Annotated in this window: 15 protein-coding genes; 9 read left to right on the top strand and 6 right to left on the bottom strand. The window is 41.8% G+C overall.

Annotation, left to right across the window (positions count from 1 at the left end):
- Positions 1–75 precede the first annotated feature (75 nt).
- Complete coding sequence (locus tag V7L07_RS30940) at positions 76–849, bottom strand: potassium channel family protein (RefSeq protein WP_335063203.1); 774 nt, start codon at positions 847–849, stop codon at positions 76–78.
- A 383-nt stretch (positions 850–1232) separates the two neighbouring features.
- On the opposite strand from V7L07_RS30940, the gene modB reads away from it, so the two are divergent.
- Positions 1233–3056, top strand: coding sequence for a molybdate ABC transporter permease subunit (gene modB, locus V7L07_RS30935; RefSeq protein ID WP_335063201.1), 1824 nt, complete (start codon positions 1233–1235; stop codon positions 3054–3056).
- 415 nt (positions 3057–3471) lie between these two features.
- On the opposite strand, the gene V7L07_RS30930 is transcribed toward modB, so the two are convergent.
- The 3 genes from V7L07_RS30930 to V7L07_RS30920 form a co-directional block, all read right to left on the bottom strand.
- Entirely contained in the window at positions 3472–4137 is a 666-nt protein-coding gene (locus V7L07_RS30930) for a hypothetical protein (RefSeq protein ID WP_335063199.1), read from the bottom strand.
- Positions 4138–4679: 542 nt separating this feature from the next.
- Entirely contained in the window at positions 4680–5042 is a 363-nt protein-coding gene (locus tag V7L07_RS30925) for a four-helix bundle copper-binding protein (protein ID WP_335063207.1), read from the bottom strand.
- A 464-nt stretch (positions 5043–5506) separates the two neighbouring features.
- The gene (locus tag V7L07_RS30920) at positions 5507–6694 is read right to left on the bottom strand and encodes a pyridoxal phosphate-dependent aminotransferase (protein WP_335063198.1); all 1188 of its coding nucleotides are present in this window, start codon (positions 6692–6694) and stop codon (positions 5507–5509) included.
- Positions 6695–7060: 366 nt separating this feature from the next.
- On the opposite strand from V7L07_RS30920, the gene V7L07_RS30915 reads away from it, so the two are divergent.
- Positions 7061–7660 carry an MBL fold metallo-hydrolase gene (locus V7L07_RS30915; RefSeq protein ID WP_179067061.1) on the top strand — a complete coding sequence of 200 codons (600 nt, stop codon included), beginning with the start codon at positions 7061–7063 and terminating at the stop codon, positions 7658–7660.
- A gap of 373 nt (positions 7661–8033) precedes the next feature.
- On the opposite strand, the gene msrB is transcribed toward V7L07_RS30915, so the two are convergent.
- Together msrB and V7L07_RS30905 are read right to left on the bottom strand one after the other, a co-directional pair.
- Positions 8034–8528 carry a peptide-methionine (R)-S-oxide reductase MsrB gene (gene msrB, locus V7L07_RS30910; protein WP_179067060.1) on the bottom strand — a complete coding sequence of 165 codons (495 nt, stop codon included), beginning with the start codon at positions 8526–8528 and terminating at the stop codon, positions 8034–8036.
- A gap of 485 nt (positions 8529–9013) precedes the next feature.
- On the bottom strand, positions 9014–9547 hold the full coding sequence (locus V7L07_RS30905) for an MgtC/SapB family protein (RefSeq protein WP_335063196.1): 534 nt from the start codon (positions 9545–9547) through the stop codon (positions 9014–9016).
- Between the two features lie 443 nt (positions 9548–9990).
- On the opposite strand from V7L07_RS30905, the gene ssuD reads away from it, so the two are divergent.
- The 7 genes from ssuD (at position 9991) to V7L07_RS30870 (ending at position 22246) form a co-directional block, all read left to right on the top strand.
- Positions 9991–11151, top strand: a complete 1161-nt coding sequence (gene ssuD / locus V7L07_RS30900) for an FMNH2-dependent alkanesulfonate monooxygenase (protein ID WP_335063195.1) — start codon at positions 9991–9993, stop codon at positions 11149–11151.
- Between the two features lie 27 nt (positions 11152–11178).
- Positions 11179–11817 carry a beta-class carbonic anhydrase gene (locus tag V7L07_RS30895; protein WP_335063194.1) on the top strand — a complete coding sequence of 213 codons (639 nt, stop codon included), beginning with the start codon at positions 11179–11181 and terminating at the stop codon, positions 11815–11817.
- Positions 11814–12380: an NADPH-dependent FMN reductase gene (gene ssuE / locus V7L07_RS30890; protein WP_335063192.1), complete on the top strand. Its 567-nt coding sequence runs from the start codon at positions 11814–11816 to the stop codon at positions 12378–12380. Before V7L07_RS30895 ends, ssuE begins: the two co-directional genes overlap by 4 nt.
- Positions 12381–13143: 763 nt before the next feature.
- Positions 13144–14457 carry an FAD-binding oxidoreductase gene (locus tag V7L07_RS30885; RefSeq protein WP_335063190.1) on the top strand — a complete coding sequence of 438 codons (1314 nt, stop codon included), beginning with the start codon at positions 13144–13146 and terminating at the stop codon, positions 14455–14457.
- A 63-nt stretch (positions 14458–14520) separates the two neighbouring features.
- Positions 14521–15876 (top strand): (Fe-S)-binding protein, encoded by a 1356-nt coding sequence (locus tag V7L07_RS30880; protein ID WP_335063188.1) that lies wholly within the window; start codon positions 14521–14523, stop codon positions 15874–15876.
- A 185-nt stretch (positions 15877–16061) separates the two neighbouring features.
- Positions 16062–17357, top strand: coding sequence for a P-loop NTPase fold protein (locus tag V7L07_RS30875; protein WP_335063187.1), 1296 nt, complete (start codon positions 16062–16064; stop codon positions 17355–17357).
- Positions 17354–22246, top strand: coding sequence for an nSTAND1 domain-containing NTPase (locus V7L07_RS30870; RefSeq protein ID WP_335063185.1), 4893 nt, complete (start codon positions 17354–17356; stop codon positions 22244–22246). Before V7L07_RS30875 ends, V7L07_RS30870 begins: the two co-directional genes overlap by 4 nt.
- The last annotated feature ends 273 nt before the right edge of the window (positions 22247–22519 follow it).

Raw genomic sequence — 22519 nt, 5'->3', positions numbered from 1 at the left:
GCTGTTAAATCAAGGAGAGTTAATTATTAAATGGGGAAGAAAAGTTAAGAATAAGGGCAATATTACTATTGCAAGTTAAATGTGGAATAGCTTACTTTGAAGAAACTGTTGCCACTGCAACTTTTGGCTATGAGATTGCCGATGTTGCTCAGAGAAAGCTAAATCGTATGCCACATCAATGTAAACTAGCGTGTCTCCTACCTGCACTTCTGCCTCTGGGTTCCAGCCAAATAATTCTTTGAGTGGGTTAGACGAAATAGGTCTATGACTCAAGATGCGGCGAGTTGTCAGATTGAGTCTATGTACTGGCTTGCCATTACACCAGCTATCCTTCGCTTGTACCTGGTGCTTTATCACTTGCAACAGTTGCCCTTCTAAGGTGAAATATCCAATAGCTTCAGAGCCAAGGGCTGTTAGAGCGAAGGCATGGGCTGAAAGATGAGTGGGTTCAAAGGCAACAAAATTGCCGAGATTTTCCCACAATAGTTTATTGAAATTTTGTTTGTCTGAACGTACAATCAAGCGGACGTGCGGATTAAGACGCCGTGCTGCAAAGGCAGCTTCTATATTTATCCGCTCATTTCTGGTTACTAAAAGTATTGAACGACACTGCCTGATACCTGCCTGCTCTAAAACACTTGGCTGGCGACAGTCTCCTATGATTAACTTTTCTAGTAAGTTAGGTACTTCTGGGACTTCCCAATGTTCCGGCTGCACATCCTCAATGGCGCTGACTTTAACATCGTATTCCTTGAGTATTGCAACGCAATGTTGCCCTAAACTTTTGAGTCCGCATACTAAGAAAAGGTTTTGGGGTTTTTTTTGATTGTTAGTAGGAGGAGGATGCACTTGCTGTTGACGGTAGTATTCAATACTGCTAACAGGATGTGTTTGCTAAAGTTTTTACACTTCGGGAATTGCCAACAATTTTACCAGTTGGTTTGAAGATGAGTATCAAATGATAACAAACTGTATCTAATTCTGATATTTTATACCCAACTGAACGCGAATTTTGTTTAAAGTTTGGATAGTTTTTGGGATTTCCTTAGACATCTCCAGAAATTAAAGATGCTTTACCCAGAACCCTTATAGAGACGTAGCAGTGCTACGTCTCTACATTCTTTTTCGGAGATGTCTCTTGATTGTGATGTAGTTTACCAACTTTTTCTAATATATTAAAGCTAAAGTTGGTAAATTAGGGATTAGTTGAGCTAATTCTTTCCCAGACAACTATGCCATTGGATTTATCGCCTCTTTGGATATCACTCAAAACTTCATTACTTGCCACATTTATCACCTTCTTTTTGGGTATCGCTGCTGCCTACTGGATGCTGGGATATCGTGGCAAAGGGAAATCGTTAATTGAGGGTATCTTTATTGCGCCCCTGATTTTACCGCCCACAGTTGTCGGGTTCTTGTTACTGCTATTTTTTGGCAAAAATGGCCCTGTAGGGAAATTCATGGGGGCTTTTGACTTCACCATCGTTTTTACTTGGTATGGTGCGGCGATCGCAGCCACAGTAGTTTCTTTCCCTTTAATGTATAAAACTGCACTGGGAGCTTTTGAACAAATAGATGGTAATCTGCTGCGAGTCGCTAGAACTCTTGGTGCAAATGAAACTACAATTTTTTGGCGCATCAGTTTACCCTTAGCACTACCCGGCATTGTCGCCGCCACAATGCTCGCTTTTGCCCGTGCTTTAGGAGAATTCGGCGCGACGTTGATGCTTGCTGGTAACATTCCTGGACAAACGCAGACAATCCCAATGGCGATTTATTTTGCGGTGGAAGCGGGAGCAATGAACGAGGCTTGGTTTTGGGCGATCGCAATTATGGTGATTTCTCTCTCTGGAATTATTGCAGTCAACTTCTGGCAAGAATTGAGGGAAAAGAGGAGAGGAGGGGGGAGCGGGGAGCAGAGAGCGGGGAGAAGGGAGCGGGGAGCAGGGGGAGAAATTTTTTATACTCCGCAATCTAGCTTTGAATCTGGTGGATTGTTTGTCAACATTGAAAAAATCCTTCCTAGCTTTGATTTAAAAGTTGCTTTCAATACTGATGAGCAACCCTTGGGATTGTTAGGGGGTTCTGGAGCAGGTAAGAGCATGATTTTGCGCTGCCTAGCAGGGATAGAAACACCCACAACTGGGCGGATAGTTTTAAATGACAGGGTTCTGTTTGACTCAGAACAAAGAATTAATTTACCCAGCCGCGATCGCCGCATTGGTTTTTTAGTGCAGAATTACGCCCTCTTTCCGCACATGAGTGTATCGCAAAATATTGCTTTTGGTTTGCCCAAAAAACTATCTGCTGGGAGCATTCGAGTGCAGGTAGAGGAGCAACTAATCGCGATGCAGTTGCAGGGATTAGGCGATCGCTATCCGCACCAACTTTCTGGGGGTCAGCAACAACGGGTAGCCTTGGCAAGAGCATTAGCAAGTCAACCGGAAGCATTACTTTTAGACGAGCCGTTTTCGGCACTTGATACCCATCTGCGTAGTCAATTAGAAGAGCAAATGACAGAAACTCTAGGTGACTACCAAGGCGTGACTTTATTTGTCACCCATAATATGGAAGAAGCTTATCGGATTTGCCCAAACCTGTTGGTATTGGAGCATGGTAGAGCCGTTCATTATGGTAGCAAATATGATATTTTCGAGCATCCTGCTACTGTGAGTGTTGCTCAACTCACTGGATGCAAAAACTTCTCCCGTGCTGTTTTCCAGTCATCTCAACAGATGGAAGCGATTGATTGGGGTTGTAGTCTCCAGGTCATAGAACCAATCAACAGCGAATTATCTCACGTCGGTATTCGTGCCCATCAGTTCATTTTTACCAACGACTCATCACAGGAAAATACCTTTCCCTGCTGGTTAGTGCGAACAAGTGAAACGCCCCATAGAATGACGTTGTTTCTCAAATTACATTCGGCTGGCAAGAATTCTCAAGATTATCATCTACAAGCTGAAGTCTTTAAAGAAAAATGGGCGACGATGAAAGACCAGCCTTTTCCTTGGTATGTGCGTTTAGATCCTCTACGGTTGATTTTGATGGCATAAACGCAGAGATGTATAGATAGAGGATTATCGGCAACAAAATAGGGAAAATTAAGAAAAGTTTGTGGTATCGTGCATTGTAAGCAATTTACCACAAACATTTTTAATAAATTCAATCCAAGCGTTGTGCGAGTCCAGGATTTTTCTGGTCAAAAGAAACAGGGGGCAGGGAGCAAGGGGGAAGACTGAGACGGAGTACTCCGACCCAGTTCAAGTGCCCTGGAAAGACGGGGCTTCTCTTCTCTACGAGAGGCTGCGCCCTAAGCGTAGCTATGCCGCAGGCTTTACGAGACGCTCCGCGAACGTACCCATGCTCCGCTTTACTTGGCGCAGAGTGTTGGGCTTGCTCCCCCTGCGAAGAAGCTCCCTTCCCCTCTGCCTCTTCGGTGATAGCTACGCTAGATATTTCCTAATTACTTTAATATCTGAATTGAAGGTATTGACCATCATATCCAAGATATTTTGCATTAGGAAAATTGCGTTCATGTGAGCCTAGATAATAGGTTTGGTTCAGTCTTAATTGTGGTGGCACAGGCCCTTGATAAGAAAGAGATATTCTATTAGCTTCAGCATTGCCAGTTAAGCCTTGAACAATGTAATGGTGGGGTGGTTGGTTATCATTAACAAAAGCTCCAGTCAGCAGAGTGCTACTAACATTAGATAACAACTCAGTGTTTCCCCAGTGAAACAGTGTGATATTAAAACTCTTACATCCTGAGAAAGTTACACAAGCGCTGCCTTCTAAAGTAATTCGCTTTTCGGCTACTCGCAAACATACATTCAAGTCCCATTTTGCTACAGAATAATTTCCTTTCAATGTTAAGCAGGGATGTGCTGGGCTAATTTCACCTGTGATGATAGTAATACCAGCAACCTTAAGTGTGATTGCAGCACTGGGAGTACTGAGATTAAGGTCATAGCATATTTGAAGTGGCCCAAAAATTGAAACACAGCCTGAAATGTCTGTGAGAGTACCAACATTTACAGGTGGTTGAATGTCAGTAGTAAGTTTCGGCTCTGTGGTCACGCTGGGATCGTAAGAGATATCAGAGAGAATATCTTCGGCGTATGAAGTAATAGACATAAAGACTCCTTTGTTTACGAATTATTTTTGAGATGTTTTTGGTTAATTAGAAGCTGAAATTTCATCTTCTAATTGATGGTTTTTAGCGCTAGACAACTACAAAATTGATAGGACAAATTGACCACATCAGACATATCTTGCATTTACAAGTCAGCCCGTTAGGTTGTTGCCTTGATTGTAGATGGATTGCTTAAAACCTTTGTAAAAGGTCTATTTGAGTCCTGTACTTATCCGTTTTTCAGGACACTTTTACTCTATTAGTTAAATTCAAGTATGTCGATGAGGATAACTTAAGTAAAGTTAAGGAGATAATCGAGTAGATATTTATATAAAAGTTAAGGTTAATTCTTTAATAGGTTGAAAAAATTAGTTTAGGAACTTCCAAATAAAAAAATAATCAATCGCTTTGGGGAGCCTTGGGAGAGATATTGCTACCTTGTCTACCTTGTCCACCTGCTCCTTACTTCAAGCGCCCAGACCCCAAAGAGTCTGAGCGCTTGAATATTAGGTTGCAGAGAAACTTCTGCTAGATTGTCGTGGAATTATGCGGGCATCATCTGCATACTTCTGCAAGACTCTGCACACTTACGGCAAGCGGCAGCACATTCCATCATTTTGGCGTCATCGCTCATCATCTCACACGCCATTGCAGTGCGATCGCACATTTCAGCACAAAGCATACAAGTGCGTTCCATGAACTCAGAACCGCTCATCATCATGTTCATGCACATCATGCACATTTCAGAGCAATCGCGCATCATGCTCATCATGCTCTTGTCCATGTGCTGACTACCTTTGCTCATGCAATGAGTCATGGTTTCCATGCACATTTTGTGACAGTCCATACAAACATCCATGCAAGTTTGCATTTCTGGAGTCATGGTTTCAGTCATCATCATCATCATCATCGGAAATACCTCCTGATTTTTTGATGTATATATAGTGTCCTGGAAAGGACTACTCATAACGTTAGTCCTATCCTTTTAAAGAGTCAATGGGGCTTTTAATCCAGAATTTTTAAGGCTACTATCCCGATATAATTACCGGAAATTTCAACTAATTCTACACTAGCTTGGTGTTGTTTTTCTGGGGACTACTATACATTAAGGCTTGGAAACCCCTGTTACAGAGTGGGGTTTAATTTGGCAAGTCAACTTTACATTGGGTATCGAAAGTTAGAGTTAAATCTAACTCGAAAATAATGTGATTTTTTTTAACAAATGAATGCCTAAATAAAGCATTCATTAACTTATATTAACTTGAAGATATAGCAGTCCTAAATCATTCGTAAACAATAAGATACCCGACTTCTTTGAGAAGTCGGGTATCTTAGTCTCTCGATTTTCTATCAGAGAGGAAAAGAAATATATTATATTGGCTGTAGATTTGATTGCAATTTTAGTAAGCGATCGCTGGCTGTTTGTAATGTCTCAGGTCTTTTGCTGAAGCAAAATCGGATTAACGAATGTCCTTTTTCTGGTTGACTGAAAAAGCTGGAACCAGGAACTACAGCAACACCAATATTTTTAATCAGATGGTAAGTGAATTCAACATCTGTTTTATAGCCAAATTTGGAAATATCCGCAAGAACGTAATAGGCTCCTTTGGGAACGAAATAGGGAATTCCAACCTGATCTAGAATTTGTAAAATACTGTCTCGCTTCTGGTGATAAAGTTTGGCTAGTTCTTCATAATAGGATGGTGGCAGTTGCATAGCAGCAACACCGGCTCGTTGCAATGGTGCAGGTGCGCCAACAGTGAGAAAATCATGGACTTTGCGAATCGCCCCTGTCAATTCGGGATTTGCCAAAATGTAGCCGACTCGCCATCCGGTAACGCTATAAGTTTTAGATAGACCGTTAATAGTAACGGTGCGTTCTTCCATACCGGGAAGAGTAGCGAGGGCAATATGTTGAGTGCCGTCATAGAGAATATGTTCGTAGATTTCATCAGTGAACGCTAAGACATCCCACTTTTGACAAAGTTCAGCAATTAGGGTGAGTTCTTCACGAGTGAAGACTTTACCTGTGGGATTGTGGGGTGTGTTGATAATAATCGCTTTAGTATTGGCATTGAAAGCTTGACGCAACTCTGCTTCATCAAATGTCCAATGAGGGGGATGGAGTGTCACGTAACGGGGTATAGCACCAGCTAAAATCGCATCAGGGCCGTAGTTTTCGTAATATGGCTCAAATACAATTACTTCATCGCCGGGATCAACTGTTGCTAGCATCACAGATGCCATTGCTTCTGTGGAACCACAGGTAACGGTGATTTGGGTTTCAGGATTAATATCTAAGCCGAGATACCAACGAACTTTGTTAGCGATCGCATGGCGAAATGGGCGATCGCCCCAAGTAATGGCATACTGGTTCACATCCGCCTCTATTGCTTGATAGGCTGCCTGTTTCAACTCCAAGGGACAGGGAAAATCAGGGAAACCCTGCGCCAAATTCACTGCATCGTGTTGCAGTGCCACCCGCGTCATTTCTCGAATCACTGACTCTGTAAACTGTTCTGCCTTCGCTGATATTTTTTGGCGGTTAATTTCACTCACCCCTATACCTCCGTTGATCTCTGTTGCAATTATGCGGGAATTTCTATAAACCAGATAAAAATCATAATATCGATAGATTTATCGTAGTATACTCAAATTCCAGATCCAGGGGAGAAATCAATTAAAAATGACGCTCTCTACGAGACGCTGCGCCTAGCTAAGAGTTGCCATGCCGTTCGCGTTAGCGTCTCTGAAAGAGAAGGCTTTACGCTGCGCTAACAAAATTAAAGAACTGTGCTGAGTGCTGAGTAAAACCCCCAGTCCCCAGTCCCCAATCCCCAGTCCCTAGTCCCCAATGCCCTTATTTCTATATACTAAATTATTGAGATTAATAGTCAATTATCGAAGTACTGATCCAGAATCATCATGAAATCTTTGCACCGTCCCGATCTGTATAGCTGGTCTAGTTTCAATCCGGCAAGAAATATTGATTTCAATGGGATTGCCTGGATTCGGCCAGATGGTAACATCTTGATTGACCCAGTAGCCCTATCAAACCATGATTGGAATCATCTGAAATCCCTCGGCGGTGTGGTTTGGATTGTGCTGACGAATTCCGAGCATATTAGAGCAAGTAAAGAAATAGCCGATCAAACTTATGCTAAGATAGCTGGGCCCATAGCAGAAAAAGATACTTTTCCCCTACCTTGCGATCGCTGGCTATCTGATGGTGAAGAATTTGTCCCAGGACTAGAAGTGATTGAACTCAATGGTTCTAAAACTCCTGGTGAATTGGCTCTATTACTAGAAGAAACAACTTTAATTACAGGGGATTTAGTCCGGGCACGTAAAGCCGGTAGCTTAACGATATTACCAGATGACAAGCTGCTGAATCGAGAAGAGGCTGTTGCTTCTGTTCGCAGGTTGGCTCAACTGAGTCGCGTAGAAGCAGTACTAGTGGGCGATGGTTGGCCAGTCTTTCGGGATGGACGCGATCGCTTGCAGGATCTTGTAGCGACGTTGTAAATAATTAGGGTAGCACAGTTAACTGTGCTACCCTAAAGGCGATTGTGCTTCAAATAGATTAAAAAGGTTGTCAAAAGAAAATCAAACAACACAGTATCATGGTAGTCAGTAGCATTTATATCTGATACTTTCTTTTTTGTTTTAAGAGAATATCAGATAAGCCACCTCCTGATTCCCTGATGGCAGAATGTTGAAGCTTTCACTAATTAACCTAGTTGGAGAACACTGATGTCGAAAGAAAGAAAAAGTAACAAAGAAGTTAAAAAACCTAAAAAAGATCCCAAAGACAAAAAACAGAAACAAGAACCAAGCAAATAGGATGATTTAGGTTAGTAAGTCCGATATTTAGGACAGTCTACGCCTAAGCAACTTATCAAGCAGGAACAAACTTCAGCGAAACTCCGTTCATGCAGTAGCGCTTGCCAGTCGGTGCAGGGCCATCATCAAAAACATGACCTAGATGACCACCACAGCGACTACAATGTACTTCAGTTCTGGTCATAAACAACGACCTATCTACAGTTACAGCGATCGCACCTTCAATTGGATTGAAAAAGCTAGGCCAGCCAGTACCACTGTTAAATTTGGTATCAGATGTAAACAGTGGTAATTCACACGCGGCGCAATAATAAGTGCCTTTGTCGTATTCCTTATCCAGTGGACTGGTGTAAGGGCGTTCAGTTCCATGTTTACGCAATACATTAAATTGTTCTGGCGTCAAAATCGTGCGCCATTCTGATTCTGGTTTAGTAACTTCAAATCCACTCTGAGAAGTTGTCATCGCTTGTGACCCCCAATTGATATACCTTGATAAAAATGCTGTGCCGACAATGACTGCACCAGCCTGTAAAAAATACCGTTTGTCCATATATCTATTATTTTCTATTTTCCGCTTCACTGGACAATCAACTCCAGTACGGAATTCCCTCCATGAATAACTATAATCAGCGATCGCTCTGAATTAATCCTGATAAACTGATTAAAATTAGCTAAGAAACAACAAATTATCCAATATTGTGGGGTGGGCATCTTGCCATTAGTGTCAACTTAAGGTAAAAACCCATTTGTCAACGATGGGTTTTGTGAGGAACGAAGTATAAAGGTGAACTTTTTCTAACTTTTATACGCAAGCTGGGAGTGATGCTAATAAACAAAGCATTAATAGTCCCTGAAAAAGTTCGTTTTTTGTCCCTTTCAAACCGAGTTTTTGAGCATAAATGCTTATTGACATAGGAAGTTTGAGCTAAACTTGACACCTATGGCAAGATGGCCACCCCACAAGAGTTAATTAAATATTTTTTTATTTGGAAGTCTCTAATACAAGTAGAGTTTTCCATTTGAGCGTAACGATAGTTAATCATCATCCTCATCAGAGGTGGTTGCTAGATCCTGAGTACTCCCCTGTTTACCCTGACTTGCCAGAAATACAAATGCGCGATTGAGGCGTTTTACCCCACTTAGGGTAATCAGAGTCAGTAAGCCTCCCAATAATCCCATTTGCCACAAACCACAGCCAATTGCAGCCCCCAACCCGGCCGCAGTCCAGACACAGGCGGCTGTAGTTAAGCCTTTTACTTTTGGCGTCGCCGATTTTCTCGGAGACTCTTGTAAAATTAATCCGGCTCCAAGAAATCCGATCCCAGTAGCGACACCTTGAATTGTACGGCTCAGTGCATTGGTAGCAGCATAGGGACTCTCGCCTTCAACCTGCAAAGGAATCATCACAAATAGTGCTGCTCCCATACTCACGAGCATAAATGTTCGCATTCCTGCCGGTCTACCCCCTTGCTGACGGTTAAATCCAATCAAGCAACCAACCAGGAGCGCCAAAGACAATCTAAACGCTATATGTGGCCAATCATTGGCAGCAATAAACATCGGCCCCATTGCCTTATTTCTCCTAGAGACAGAACGGAATTTTACGCCTATTGCCTGGATGGCTACCCACGTTCATGGCTGAAAACCTAACTACAGTAAATTAATAAGTTTGGCGTACATTAAGGTAAATTTAACAGAAGGTTATAGATAAGTAAACTAATATACACAAACCTGCAATTGGTGTATTCTTCCGAGAGACAGAAGGAATGGGGACTGGGGAGAAGAATTTTCCCTCCGCCCCCCGCACCCTGCCCCTACCTCTTTTCAATGCCCAATTCCCAATTTTTTCGATCGCTAGCTTCTTGAACACCGCCTAATATACATTGGTGTGATAGGAATACCGGAGTTTTTTAAAACTTCTTGCTTACTTAAGTAGAATATGTGATACTCTAAAGCTAGAAATAAAGCACGGTATTTCTATAGGCTTACCGTAGTTTATAAGGACAAGATTCATGCAGCTACTATGGTTCATCCCAACCCACGGTGACGGACGTTACCTTGGAACGGCTACAGGTGGACGGGCAGTAAGCTTTCCCTATCTGCGGCAGATAGCCCAAGCGGTGGATGACCTTGGTTATACAGGGGCATTGCTGCCCACTGGTCGTTCTTGCGAAGATGCTTGGATTATTGCGTCAACGTTGGTATCACTGACGCGACGGATGCGTTTTTTGGTGGCGATTCGTCCTGGTTTGGTATCGCCTGGAGTGGCAGCGCGGATGGCGGCAACTTTCGATCGCGTTTCTGAAGGACGCTTGCTGATAAATGTCGTGACAGGGGGCGATCCCGTGGAATTAGCGGGAGATGGCTTGCATTTAGATCACGATCAGCGCTATGAATTAACAGATGAATTTTTGACAGTATGGCGAGCGATCGCTAGTGGTGAACAAGCTAATTTCCAAGGCGAATATTTCAACATTCAGGATGGGAAACTATTGTTTCCAGCTGTTCAGAAGCCGCATCCGCCTTTATGGTTTGGCGGTTCCTCTCCTGTTGCTCAAAAAATTGCTGCTAAACATGTAGATGTTTATCTAACTTGGGGCGAACCACCAGCGCAAGTAGCCGAGAAGATTGCATCAGTTCGCAGACTTGCAGAAGCAGAAGGCCGGACTTTGCGGTTTGGGATTCGCCTACATGTGATTGTGCGCGAAACCACAAGTGAAGCTTGGGATGCGGCGAATCAATTGATTAAATATGTAGATGACGAAGCGATCGCTAAAGCCCAAAAAGCTTATGCGCGGATGGATTCAGTTGGACAACAGCGGATGACTCAACTCCACCACGGTAATCGTGAAGCATTAGAAATCAGTCCAAATCTATGGGCGGGAGTCGGTTTAGTCCGGGGTGGTGCAGGAACAGCCTTAGTCGGCGATCCCGAAACTGTAGCAGCCAGAATATTGGAATATGCTGCTTTGGGTGTTGAGTCCTTTATCTTCTCTGGCTATCCCCATCTAGAGGAAGCTTATCGAGTTGCAGAACTGCTATTTCCCCACCTGCCATTAGAGAATCTGCCTACAGTGGAGAAGCAACATGTCTTAAGTCCATTTGGTGAGATTGTGGCGAATGAAGATTTCCCTAAGCAAAAGCCTCAAGAAAGAGCAACGTCCATATCCTAGTAAATAAGAACTAGGAGATTACCAACCATGCTGCACCAACAAATTGACCAAAAAATTTCAGAAAAAGAAACTTGGGCATTGCGTCGTCAATTGGGAATACCTAACAACAAACGCTTGTGGGTGCTAGCTTGCATGGATGAACGTTTACCTGTGGAGAAAGCATTAGGAATTGGTGAAGGAGATGCTCATATTTTCCGTAATGCTGGAGGCTTAGTTACAGATGATGCAATTCGGTCAGCGATGTTAACTACGCAGTTTTTTGGCACACAAGAAATCATCGTCATTAATCATACCGAATGTGGCATGATGACAGCATCAGGAGACTTTCTCAGTGAGGTATTGCGAAATCAAGGTATTGACGTGGATCAAGTTACTATCGATCCTGCTTTGCCAGAATTGAAGCTACCAAAAGGTGTTTTTTCCAAATGGATCAAAACGTTTACCGATGTAGATGAAATCTGCACACAGCAGGTGGAATTACTGCGTAATTCTCCTTTAATTCCCCAGGATGTAGTTATTCATGGCTACATCTGGGAAGTTGAAAGTATGAGTTTGCGCCGTCCCTACAAACGTCTGAGTGAGAAGGTCAACACAGCATCAGCTATGCAGACTAAAACCACAAAACATACTCAACCCGTTTTAGAAATTGGGAGTTTAATTGAATGACAAATATTTTAGCGATCGCTGGTAGTCCTACCCATCCATCTAGAACTTACGGTCTTGTCGAATACACTGCCAAGCTTTTACAACAACAAGGCCTGCATGTAGACATTATTTCAGTTCGAGATTTACCTGCTGAAGATTTAGTTTTTGGACGTTACGACAGCCCAGCTTTAGAACAGCCAAAAGCTTTATTAGCAAAGGCAGATGGTGTGATTATTGCCACCCCCATTTACAAAGCTGCTTATACAGGAGTGCTAAAAACATTTCTAGATTTGCTGCCACAAAAATCATTAACAGGTAAACCTGTGTTACCAATAGCTTTGGGTGGAACGATCGCTCATTTATTGGCAATTGAATACGCCCTAAAACCTGTATTATCTGAATTAGGAGCGCGGCATATCCTAGCTACAGTTTATGCGGTAGACAAACAAATTCAACGACAAGCTGATAATAGTGTCTTGTTAGATGAGGAAATTGAGCAAAGACTCAAAGACGTTCTCAAGGAATTTGTGAAAGCCGCAGCTTATGATGCCGCAGCGCCTCAAGAATTGGTTCATGCCAATTAAATAATCAAGTTTATACCTCCGTTTGCTTGTAGCAGAGGGGTAATTTTTACCCATCTGTTACTTTTTTTAAAAGTTAATCAGAGAAACATGAATCAACATAAATTTATTCTCAATAACTACAATTAAATAGCAATATTCATCGCTTAAATTTATTAATTTTCCCATATTAAGATATTGTAAATATCCCAGATGTCTCCTAACTCTACCTGTAGTAGATGAGTAAATTTCACTTATCTACTACTTTTTTCCTAATATTTGAAAGCTTTCAAATATTATAGGTTGGATAAGACTAATACCTTACCCAACCGAAGCGCGATCGCTCTTAAAATGGACACTATATGATTCGTCCAACTTACGTTATTCAGCTTTAACAAAGCTCAACTTTCTATCACGATAGTCGGTAATTGTTAGCTTTTGATTGCTTAGGTGGTAGGACTTTGCTGAAGATAGTGTAGAAAAATATTCTTCTGCTTCTAGAGAGTTAAGATAGTTAATTAAGCATTTAATATAATTTTAATAATTTATTGGTTTTAATATTGTTGAACACTCGTTAACAACGTTAAAATTATAGACTGCTGCAAAAAGTTGATTGTAAATGAGTAACGATCGCTTGCAGAACAACTCTTCATTTAGCGATGATTACAAGCTGGCTTGCGCCGTAGGCATCGCTTTTTATATTGAAGCCACCGTATATTAATGGCAATGTGCTTTTTTGGTCAGGTTAGCCAGTAAATTAGAAGTAGGGCGTAAAAAAATAAACTCAATGAAAGCAATGTCTAACGACAGGCCGCAAGCCGTCTGCGCTACTGATTTTGCATCTATCGTCGGCGAAGAGAATGCTGTTTGTCTTTGGGAAAATATCGAACTTAGTCAGCAAAAACTTATCCAACAGGCTATAGCTTCTGAGAAGTTTCCCAGTTGTATTGTCTATCCTCGCACTCAAAAACAGCTAGCCGCAGTCATTGCCAAAGCTCACACAAATAACTGGCGTGTCCTCCCCTGTGGTAGTGGCAGTAAACTCAACTGGGGTGGTTTAGCCAAAGGTATTGATGTTGTAGTCAGTACAGAACGCATCAACCAACTGATAGAACACGCTGTTGGCGATTTGACTGTCACAGTAGAAGCTGGGATGAAATTCTCCGATTTGCAAGCACTTTTAGCAAAGTCGCGGCAATTTCTCGCTCTTGACCCCACAGCAGCAGATTCGGCAACCATTGGCGGTATTGTTGCCACAGGTGATACAGGTTCTCTGCGACAACGCTATGGTAGTGTGCGCGACCAGTTACTAGGTATTACCTTTGTGCGTGCTGATGGGGAAATTGCTAAAGCTGGGGGAAGAGTAGTTAAAAATGTCGCTGGATATGATTTGATGAAGTTGCTTACTGGGTCTTATGGCACATTAGGCTTTATTAGTCAACTAACTTTTCGTCTGTACCCGCTAGCAGAAGCATCGGGGACGGTGGTACTAACTGGAAAAGCTGAGGCTGTATCTCAAGCGGCTAATATCCTTCGGGGTTCGGCGTTAACACCAGTTCAGGCTGATTTGCTATCAAATAAATTGGTATCTAGTTTAGGGTTGGGTCAAGGACTAGGATTAATTGCTCGCTTTCAAAGTATTAGTGAAAGTGTTAAAGAACAGTCAAACCGAGTTTTGGAAGTTGGGCAAAAGTTGGGTTTAGATGGGACAATTTTTGCCGATGGTGAGGAAGCTAATCTATGGCAGAGATTGCAAGAACGAATACATACTTCTGCTACAGAATCGGTAATTACTTGCAAAATAGGAGTGTTACCTACTGCTGCTGTGGAGATTTTGACCCAGGTGGAGTTGGGTTTGATTCATATTAGTAGTGGTTTAGGGTTGTTACAATTAGAGAGTAAAAATCAAGTTTTGATAGTGCGCGATCGCACTCAAGCAAGTAGTGGTTTTTTAACAATTCTGTCAGCACCAGTGACGATTAAAGAACAAATAGATGTTTGGGGTTATACTGGCAACGCTTTGCCGTTGATGCGCCGTATTAAGGAACAGTTTGATAGTAAAAACATTTTAAGTCCTGGTCGGTTTGTGGGTGGAATTTAGTTTTAAGAAAACGAACCGCAGAGGCACAGAGAACGCCGAGATAGAGAGGGGAAAAAGAGAAATATGCAAGTTTCAGAAAATTCTGTTAATAATACGGCTAGTTTAAAGAATTTGAAGGGGTTTGATGAGAGTCATCCGCCTGACCCGAAGTTAATTGATAGTTGTGTACATTGTGGATTTTGTCTCTCGACTTGTCCCAGTTATCGGGTGCTGGGTAAGGAGATGGATTCTCCTAGAGGACGCATTTATTTAATGGATGCAATTAATGAGGGTGAAATTGCCCTCAATACGGCAACAGTAGAACATTTTGATTCTTGTTTGGGGTGTCTTGCTTGTGTAAGTACTTGTCCTTCTGGTGTGCAATATGACAAGTTAATTTCTGCAACTCGTCATCAAGTTGAACGGAATTATCCCCGCAGTTTATCAGACCAATTTTTTCGGAAATTGATCTTTTCTCTGTTTCCTTATCCCAATCTTTTACGGGTTTTACTAATTCCGTTATTAGTTTATCAAAAGTTGGGGTTTGCCAAATTATTTCGGACTACGGGCTTACTCAATAAAATATCGCCCCGTTTGGCAGCAATGGAATCAATTCTGCCAGAAATTACTCTCAAATCTTTTGAAGATAATTTTCCTACTATCATTCCTGCTAAAAGTGAAAAGCGCTACCGCGTTGGAGTAATTTTGGGTTGCGTCCAAAGACTATTTTTCTCCTCCGTAAACGAAGCAACAGTACGGGTTTTAACTGCGAATGGTTGTGAAGTTGTGATTCCGAAATCTCAAGGTTGCTGTGCGGCGCTTCCCGAACACCAAGGACAAACAGAACAGGCAAAAGCTTTAGCAAGGCAGATGATTGATAGTTTTGCCAAGACTGATGTAGATTTTGTAATTATCAACGCTGCTGGTTGCGGTCATACTTTAAAAGAATACGGGCATATTTTAGAAGATGACCCAGAATATCGGGAAAAAGCAAAGGATTTTGCCGCTAAAGTTAAAGATGCTCAAGAATTTTTGGCAACTGTTGGCTTAACAACAAAACTATCGCCGTTAGCCGATAAGCCTTTGAATTTAGTTTATCAAGATGCTTGTCATTTATTGCATGGACAAAAGATTAGCGTCCAACCGCGTCAGGTATTGCGACAAATTCCCGGGGTGAAGTTGAGAGAACCAATAGATGCAGCTTTGTGTTGTGGTAGTGCTGGAGTCTATAATATGCTGCAACCAGAAGTTTCTGAAGAATTGGGTCGGCAAAAAGTAGAGAATTTGTTGAATACTGGTGCTGAGTTAATTGCTTCTGCTAATCCTGGGTGTACTTTGCAGATTACTAAACATTTGCAGTTGCAAGGTAAGAAGATTTCAGTTATTCACCCGATGGAATTGTTAGATTATTCGATTCGCGGTGAGAAGTTGGAATTGTAGATATTTCTTGTGGGGTGGACATCTTGTCCGCCCTTACTTGTAGGCGGGTGAGACACCCACCCCACAAGAAAAGTTAGATATTTTAATCAGTCAATCTAAAGAAGTTTTTTCCGAAATAGCAGCTTTATCGTCTGTATAATCACTGAAATGGGCAAAAGCATCAGGCTGATTTCGGGTGATTTGTGATGAAACTAGATTTAGTTAGATTTTTTCAGGCTTGCAACCCCAGCAAAACTCTGGTTGTGAGCAAACCGGAAGATAGACAATATTATATTGATTTCTCTAAAGTGCGTGGTGCCAAGATTATTGAGGAATTAGGACGAACTATCACCCGCCTTGCACCGGAACAAGCTACTTGTCAATTATTTACAGGACATATCGGTTGCGGCAAATCCACTGAGTTACTACGGCTAAAAGCAGAGTTAGAACAGCAGGGATTTCATGTGGTTTATTTTGAGTCTAGCCAAAGCTTGGATATGGCTGATATTGATGTTACAGATATTTTATTAGCAGTAGCTCGTGAGGTGAGTCAAAGTCTGGAAGCAATAAAAATTAATCTCAAGCCTGGATACTTTCAAACTCTGTTTACTGAACTTGCTGAATTTTTGCAAACGCCGATAGAACTTGGGGGAGAGTTATCTGTAGGTATTGCCAAAATTACTGCCAAAACTAAAGATAGTCCCAAACTTCGTGGCCAACTGCGACAATATTTAGAACCGCGCACCAATGGCATTTTAGAATCAATTAACAAAGAATTGCTCAAGCCTGCTAGGGAAAAACTGGAGCAGCAAGGTAAAAAAGGACTGGTGGTAATTGTCGATAATCTCGACCGAGTTGATAATTCTTTTAAGCCTTCTGGTTATTACCAACCAGAATATCTCTTTGTGGAACGAGGTGAACAGTTAAACCAACTAAATTGTCACGTTGTTTATACCATTCCCCTAGTGTTGATTTTTTCCAATGCTTTAGGCAGGTTAACAAATCGCTTTGGAGTAGACCCTAAAGTTTTACCGATGGTTCCTGTACGGCTAAATGGTTCGGAATTTTCACAGGGAATTACACTACTACAACAAATGATTATGGCCAGGGCTTTTCCTGGTGTGAGTTGGGAACAAAGCCAGCATTTAATTACTGAAGTTTTTGATAGTCCTGATACTTTAGAAAGGCTGTGCTTAGTTAGCGGTGGTCATTTGCGAAATTTGCTGATGTTATTATTTCGCTGTCTTCAGCAAGAAGACCCACCCCTGTCGAAAGAGTGTGTAAATAGGGTGATTAAACAACGCTGCAATGAGCTAACTTTAGCAATTACTGCTGATGAATGGGAAGTACTGCGTGAAGTGGCGCAGCAGAAAAGCTTGAGAGGTCATGAAAGATACGAACTTTTGCTTCGCAGTATGTTTGTATTTGAATACCGCGATGAGAATGGTTCTTGGTTTGATATCAATCCGATTTTGGCAGAAGCTAGGGAATTCGGGTTATGAGTAATCAGCACGAGACAGAAAATTTAGCTACTGAAAATGAACGTTCATTGCAAACTCTGGTGCGAGCAATTAGCCTTTCTCAGGGAGAATTTTCGCTGATTTTGGTTCGATGTAACTATGCAGTTTTCCGTCAGGATATAGTACAACGCCTACATCAACTATCTACTGTTAAAATCCGTGAAATCACTTTACCTGTGTCAGTCAAAACTCTTTACACGTCTATAGGTGAAAAACTGGGAGATGAACAGCCACCAGCATTAATGGTTTTTGGTTTGGAATCTGTTAAAGATATTGATACAGTTCTAACTTCAACTAACCAAGTACGGGAGGAATTTAGAAAAAATTTCCCGTTCCCTGTGCTGTTATTAGTTAATGACCAAGTTTTGCAAAAACTAATCAGATTAGCGACAGATTTCGAGAATTGGGCAACAATAATTCATTTTGCGATCGCTACCACTAATTTAGTTCAATTTGTCAAGCAAACATCTGAGGAAGTTTTCGCCAAAGTTTTAGATGCTGGTGCAGGGAAATTTCTCGATAATTCTGCACTCAATCTGGGAATCGGTTCGCCGCACCGTGTAGAACTTGAGTTAGCACAAGCTGAACTCCAAAAACGGGGTGTGAAGTTAGACGCAGAATTAGAAGCCAGTTTAGAATTTGTCCTGGGTCGAGATGCGGTTTCGATGGAACTGTCACGACAGCATTATGAACGCAGTCTCGCACTTTCACAGCAGAGTTTTAACCTAGAGCAGGAAGGATGCGTCCTGCACAATTTAGGGTTATGGTGGCGTACCTACGCCATCCAGCATTTAGCAGAACAAGAAGCCGCTTGCTTACGCGCTAAAGATTATTATCATAAATGTCTGGAAGTCTTTGAGCGGGCACATCGTCCCGACTTGGTAGCAAAGTTTGTTAACACTTTGGGAGAAGTACTGCAAACGCTCCAGCAGTGGGATGAATTAGAAAAAGTTGCTCAAAAAGCTTTAACTCTATATCAAATTTATCCTGATTGGTTCAGAGAAGCAAGAGCTTATGGATTTATTGCTGAAGTAGCACTTGCTAAGTCTGCTTGGAATAAAGCCAAACAAGCCGCAGAAAAAGCGCTTGCTATTGTAGCTAAGAACCAATCGACCCAACCCAACGCTAATTTAGAATTGGTGCGTTATTATCATCAAGGCTGGTATTTATTCGCACTAGCCAGAGCGCGACAGCAGCTTAATAAAGTGCAAGATGCTTTAGCTAGCCTAGAAGCTGCAAGAAGAGAAACTAAACCTCAATACGATCCAGAGCTTTACATTCAGATATTGAAGAATTTGCAAGCTATTTATTATCAACAATGTCAATATCTTGCAGCTTTTCAGATTAAACAAGAGAAAATTAAAATTGAACATCAATATGGGTTTCGTGCTTTCATCGGAGCAGCTTATTTAATTCCTCAGTATGAGGTAATTAACCCAGCAATAGTGCAATTAGAAAAGCTCGTAAAGGTTGCTCAAGAAATTGCTGTTTCCAGTCGACAGCAAGATGTCAACCGACTGATGAAAAGAATGAGTCGCAATGACCATAAGTTGACTGTATTTCATGGTCAGTCAGGAACAGGTAAAAGTTCAATTTTGAATGGAGGATTAGTACCTACGCTGCAACTTCAACCAATTGATGCTCGTGATGTATTACCTATTGTCATGCGAGTTTATACAGATTGGACAGGTATATTGGCAAAGTGTTTCGCAGATAATGATAGATATAGTAATTCGATAGAATTCATCTGTGAAAATTTGCGAAAAAATGTCGAACGTAATCTGTTAACAGTTTTAATTTTCGACCAGTTTGAAGAATTCTTCTTTGTTTATGCAGATAAAAGTAAAAGACAGCCATTTTATAAGTTCTTGCGCCTCTGCTTAGATATTCCTTTTGTGAAGGTTATTCTTTGTTTGAGAGAAGATTATTTACATTATTTATTGGAGTGCGATCGCCTGTTTAATTTTACAGCAATTAATAACAATATTTTAGATAAGAATATTCGCTATTATTTGGGAAATTTCTCTTCAGTAGATGCTAAAGCTGTTGTGCAAAGTCTGACCGAGAAAACCAATTTTTACTTAGAGCCTGCGTTGATTGATCAATTGGTAGAAGATTTAGCAGACGAACTGGGCGAAGTACGCCCGATTGAGTTACAAATCGTCGGCGCGCAACTCCAAACAGATAAAATTACAACTTTAGATCAATATCATCATTCGGGAACAAAAGAAAAACTGGTCGAGCGATTTTTAGAAGAAGTTATTAAAGACTGTGGTGATGAAAACGAACTCTGTGCCAGAGTAGTTTTATATTTACTAACAGATGACAAAGGCACTCGTCCCTTAAAAACTGCCGATAATTTAGCGGAAGATTTAAAAACAGCAGATATTGTCTTAGAAAAAGAACAACTAAATCTAGTCTTAGAGATTTTAGTGGGTTCTGGGCTGGTGTTAAATATTCCTGAAGACCCTGCTAACCTGTATCAATTGGTTCATGACTATCTAGTATCTTTTATCCGGCAGTCACAACAAGCAAGAGAATTAGAAGAACGGAAAAAGGAGAAACAAAAACGACAACAGGCTGAAGAAAAACTAAATATTTTTTTAAAACGCCAACGAAACTTGGCGATCGCGGGAAGTGCTATGATGACCCTCTTGGCAACCGTATCAGTGATATTTGGGTTCCAAGCAGAGTATCAAAGAAAACAATCAGAAAAAAACCGAATAATAGCCATTAGTAAAACTTCCGAAGCACTTTTTACCTCACACCAGACATTTGATGCGCTCAAAGAAGGCATCCGTGCTGGAATATTACTGAAAAAATTGCCTTTTGCACAAAGCAATAGTCAACTTCGCAACCAAGTTCTAGGGGCACTACAACAGTCAGTTTACTGGATAGTAGAGCGCGATCGCTTAGAAGGACACCGGGATCTGATCTGGAGTGTGACTTTCTCCCATGATGGAAAGTTGATGGCCTCAGCTAGTTATGACAACACTATAAAACTCTGGAATCAGGACGGTAGAGAGCAAAATACGCTCAAGGGACATAAAGATAAAGTCCTCAGTGTAAGTTTTTCACCTAACGATCAGACAATTGTCTCAGGTGATTTCCAGGGCATCATCAAATTTTGGAAGCGGGACGGCACTCCAATAAGAGAAATCAACACACACAGCAAGGGAGTTTATGGGATCGATTTCTCGCATGATGGCCAGACAATTGCCACAGGAAGTCGGGACGGCACACTCAAACTTTGGAAGCCAGACGGTACTTTATTCAAAACCCTAGCAGCCCATAAAGATGGAGTTAATAGTGTCGCTTTCTCACCAGACGGTAAGATGATTGCTACTGGTGGTCGGGACAAAACTGTGAAACTCTGGACATCTAATGGTAAGCTTCTTCACACTCTAAAACGCAATCAGGACTTTGTTTGGGATCTAGCTTGGTCAACCGATAGCCAGACAATTACTGCTGCTGCTGGTGGTGCTGCTGCTACTGGTGACGACAACAGAGTAAAAATCTGGAACCGAGACGGCACTTTATTAACAGATTTTAAAGCACATAAAGATGGAATCAATAGTGTGGCTTTCTCACCCGACGGTAAGATGATTGCCACAGCTAGTGATGACAAGACTGTAAAGCTTTGGAAGCCTGATGGTACTTTACTCACAACTTTATCAGGGCATACCAATGGGATTTATGCTGTCAGATTCTCACCTGACTGTAAGACTCTAGTTTCTGCCAGTGCTGACAGTACAATGAAACTTTGGCAAGTTGGTAGTATCAGCTGCTCACGCAACGCTAAAATTCCTGCTTCTGCTAGCGTTGACAGCACGATGAAGATTCAGTTTGGTAGTGGTGTGGTAAGTATCCTAAACGCTCATGGTGATAGAGTTAATCAGGTACATTTCTCACCTGATGACAAAATAATTGCCTCAGCCAGCCGTGACAAGACAGTGAAACTCTGGAGGCGCGATGGTACTTTGGACAAAACTCTTGACGGGCATAGCGATAACGTTAGTTTCTCACCTGATCGTAAGACAATTGCTACCGCTAGTGATAATAATACAGTGAAACTCTGGAAGAGCGATGGTAAATTCCTCAGAACCCTTTTTCAGAACAGCGATAAGATATACGACTTGAATTTCTCGCCCAACGGTAAGTTTATTGCTTTGGGTAGCAGGGATAACAAAGTAATAATATTGCGGCCAGATAGTATCAAGCGTCAGATTCTCGACAAGCATGATGACTGGGTAAGGGCTGTAGCTTGGTCGTCAGACAGTCAGATGCTTGCTTCAGCTAGTGATGACAACACGGTAAAACTTTGGAAGCAGGACAATAAAGGAGAGTTTTATAAATATGAAACTCTCGCAGGGGAAAACGGGCATAAAAGTTGGGTTTTGAGCGTTAGCTTCTCACCTAGTGGTGACATGATTGCCACGAGCAGTAATGATAAGACGGTGATACTTTGGAAGCAGGACGATAAGGGCAAGTTTCGCTGGTACAAAAAGCTGGAAGGGCTTAAAGGGCATACTGATGAGGTTAATAGTGTGACTTTTTCACCCAACGGTAATATGATTGCCACAGCTAGTGATGACAAGACTGTAAAACTCTGGACACGCGATGGTAATTTAATCACTACTTTGACTGGGCATAACGATTACTTATTAAGCGCGACTTTCTCAGCCGATGGCAAGACTCTAGCCTTGGGCAGTGCTGATGGGGCTATAATTCTCTGGAATTTGGATGAGCTAAATCATCTCAATAATCTAGATAGCTTACTGGGGCGTGGTTGTGATTGGTTACATGATTATCTGAAGAATAACCCGAATGTGAGTGAGAGCGATCGCCATCTCTGCGACGATATCAAGTAAGATCCAAGCGATGTCTTGCGACAAGCCGCTTCTCTACGTTCGCGCAGCCTGTCACAGACTGACGCTTTGCGAATGCGTCTACGCACTTTCTAGAATTATCTCAGGCGATGCCTACGACTATAAACTAACGTGAGTTCGATGAACCTCTCCCTCCCAACCTCCCTCTCCGAAACGGAAAGGGAGGAGCAACGAAAAATTAAGCTTTTTGCTCCCCTCTCCGACACGGAGAGGGGCTGGGGGAGAGGTCAAATAAGACTTGTCGAACTCACGTTA

Origin of the sequence: Nostoc sp. (assembly GCF_036916985.1) — a bacterium.
Lineage (GTDB): Bacteria > Cyanobacteriota > Cyanobacteriia > Cyanobacteriales > Nostocaceae > Nostoc.
Note: the sequence above shows the minus strand (reverse complement) of the source record. Positions and strands in the feature narration are given on the sequence as shown.

What these genes read in the sequence shown, in the direction of transcription:
- ssuD (WP_335063195.1), top strand. Translation starts at nt 9,991, where the DNA reads ATGCAGCTACTATGGTTCATCCCAACCCACGGTGACGGACGTTACCTT.
- V7L07_RS30880 (WP_335063188.1), top strand. Translation starts at nt 14,521, where the DNA reads ATGCAAGTTTCAGAAAATTCTGTTAATAATACGGCTAGTTTAAAGAAT.
- V7L07_RS30915 (WP_179067061.1), top strand. Translation starts at nt 7,061, where the DNA reads ATGAAATCTTTGCACCGTCCCGATCTGTATAGCTGGTCTAGTTTCAAT.
- V7L07_RS30905 (WP_335063196.1), bottom strand. Translation starts at nt 9,547, where the DNA reads ATGGGGCCGATGTTTATTGCTGCCAATGATTGGCCACATATAGCGTTT.
- V7L07_RS30870 (WP_335063185.1), top strand. Translation starts at nt 17,354, where the DNA reads ATGAGTAATCAGCACGAGACAGAAAATTTAGCTACTGAAAATGAACGT.
- modB (WP_335063201.1), top strand. Translation starts at nt 1,233, where the DNA reads ATGCCATTGGATTTATCGCCTCTTTGGATATCACTCAAAACTTCATTA.
- msrB (WP_179067060.1), bottom strand. Translation starts at nt 8,528, where the DNA reads ATGGACAAACGGTATTTTTTACAGGCTGGTGCAGTCATTGTCGGCACA.
- V7L07_RS30930 (WP_335063199.1), bottom strand. Translation starts at nt 4,137, where the DNA reads ATGTCTATTACTTCATACGCCGAAGATATTCTCTCTGATATCTCTTAC.
- V7L07_RS30895 (WP_335063194.1), top strand. Translation starts at nt 11,179, where the DNA reads ATGCTGCACCAACAAATTGACCAAAAAATTTCAGAAAAAGAAACTTGG.
- V7L07_RS30925 (WP_335063207.1), bottom strand. Translation starts at nt 5,042, where the DNA reads ATGATGATGATGATGACTGAAACCATGACTCCAGAAATGCAAACTTGC.
- V7L07_RS30885 (WP_335063190.1), top strand. Translation starts at nt 13,144, where the DNA reads ATGAAAGCAATGTCTAACGACAGGCCGCAAGCCGTCTGCGCTACTGAT.
- V7L07_RS30875 (WP_335063187.1), top strand. Translation starts at nt 16,062, where the DNA reads ATGAAACTAGATTTAGTTAGATTTTTTCAGGCTTGCAACCCCAGCAAA.
- ssuE (WP_335063192.1), top strand. Translation starts at nt 11,814, where the DNA reads ATGACAAATATTTTAGCGATCGCTGGTAGTCCTACCCATCCATCTAGA.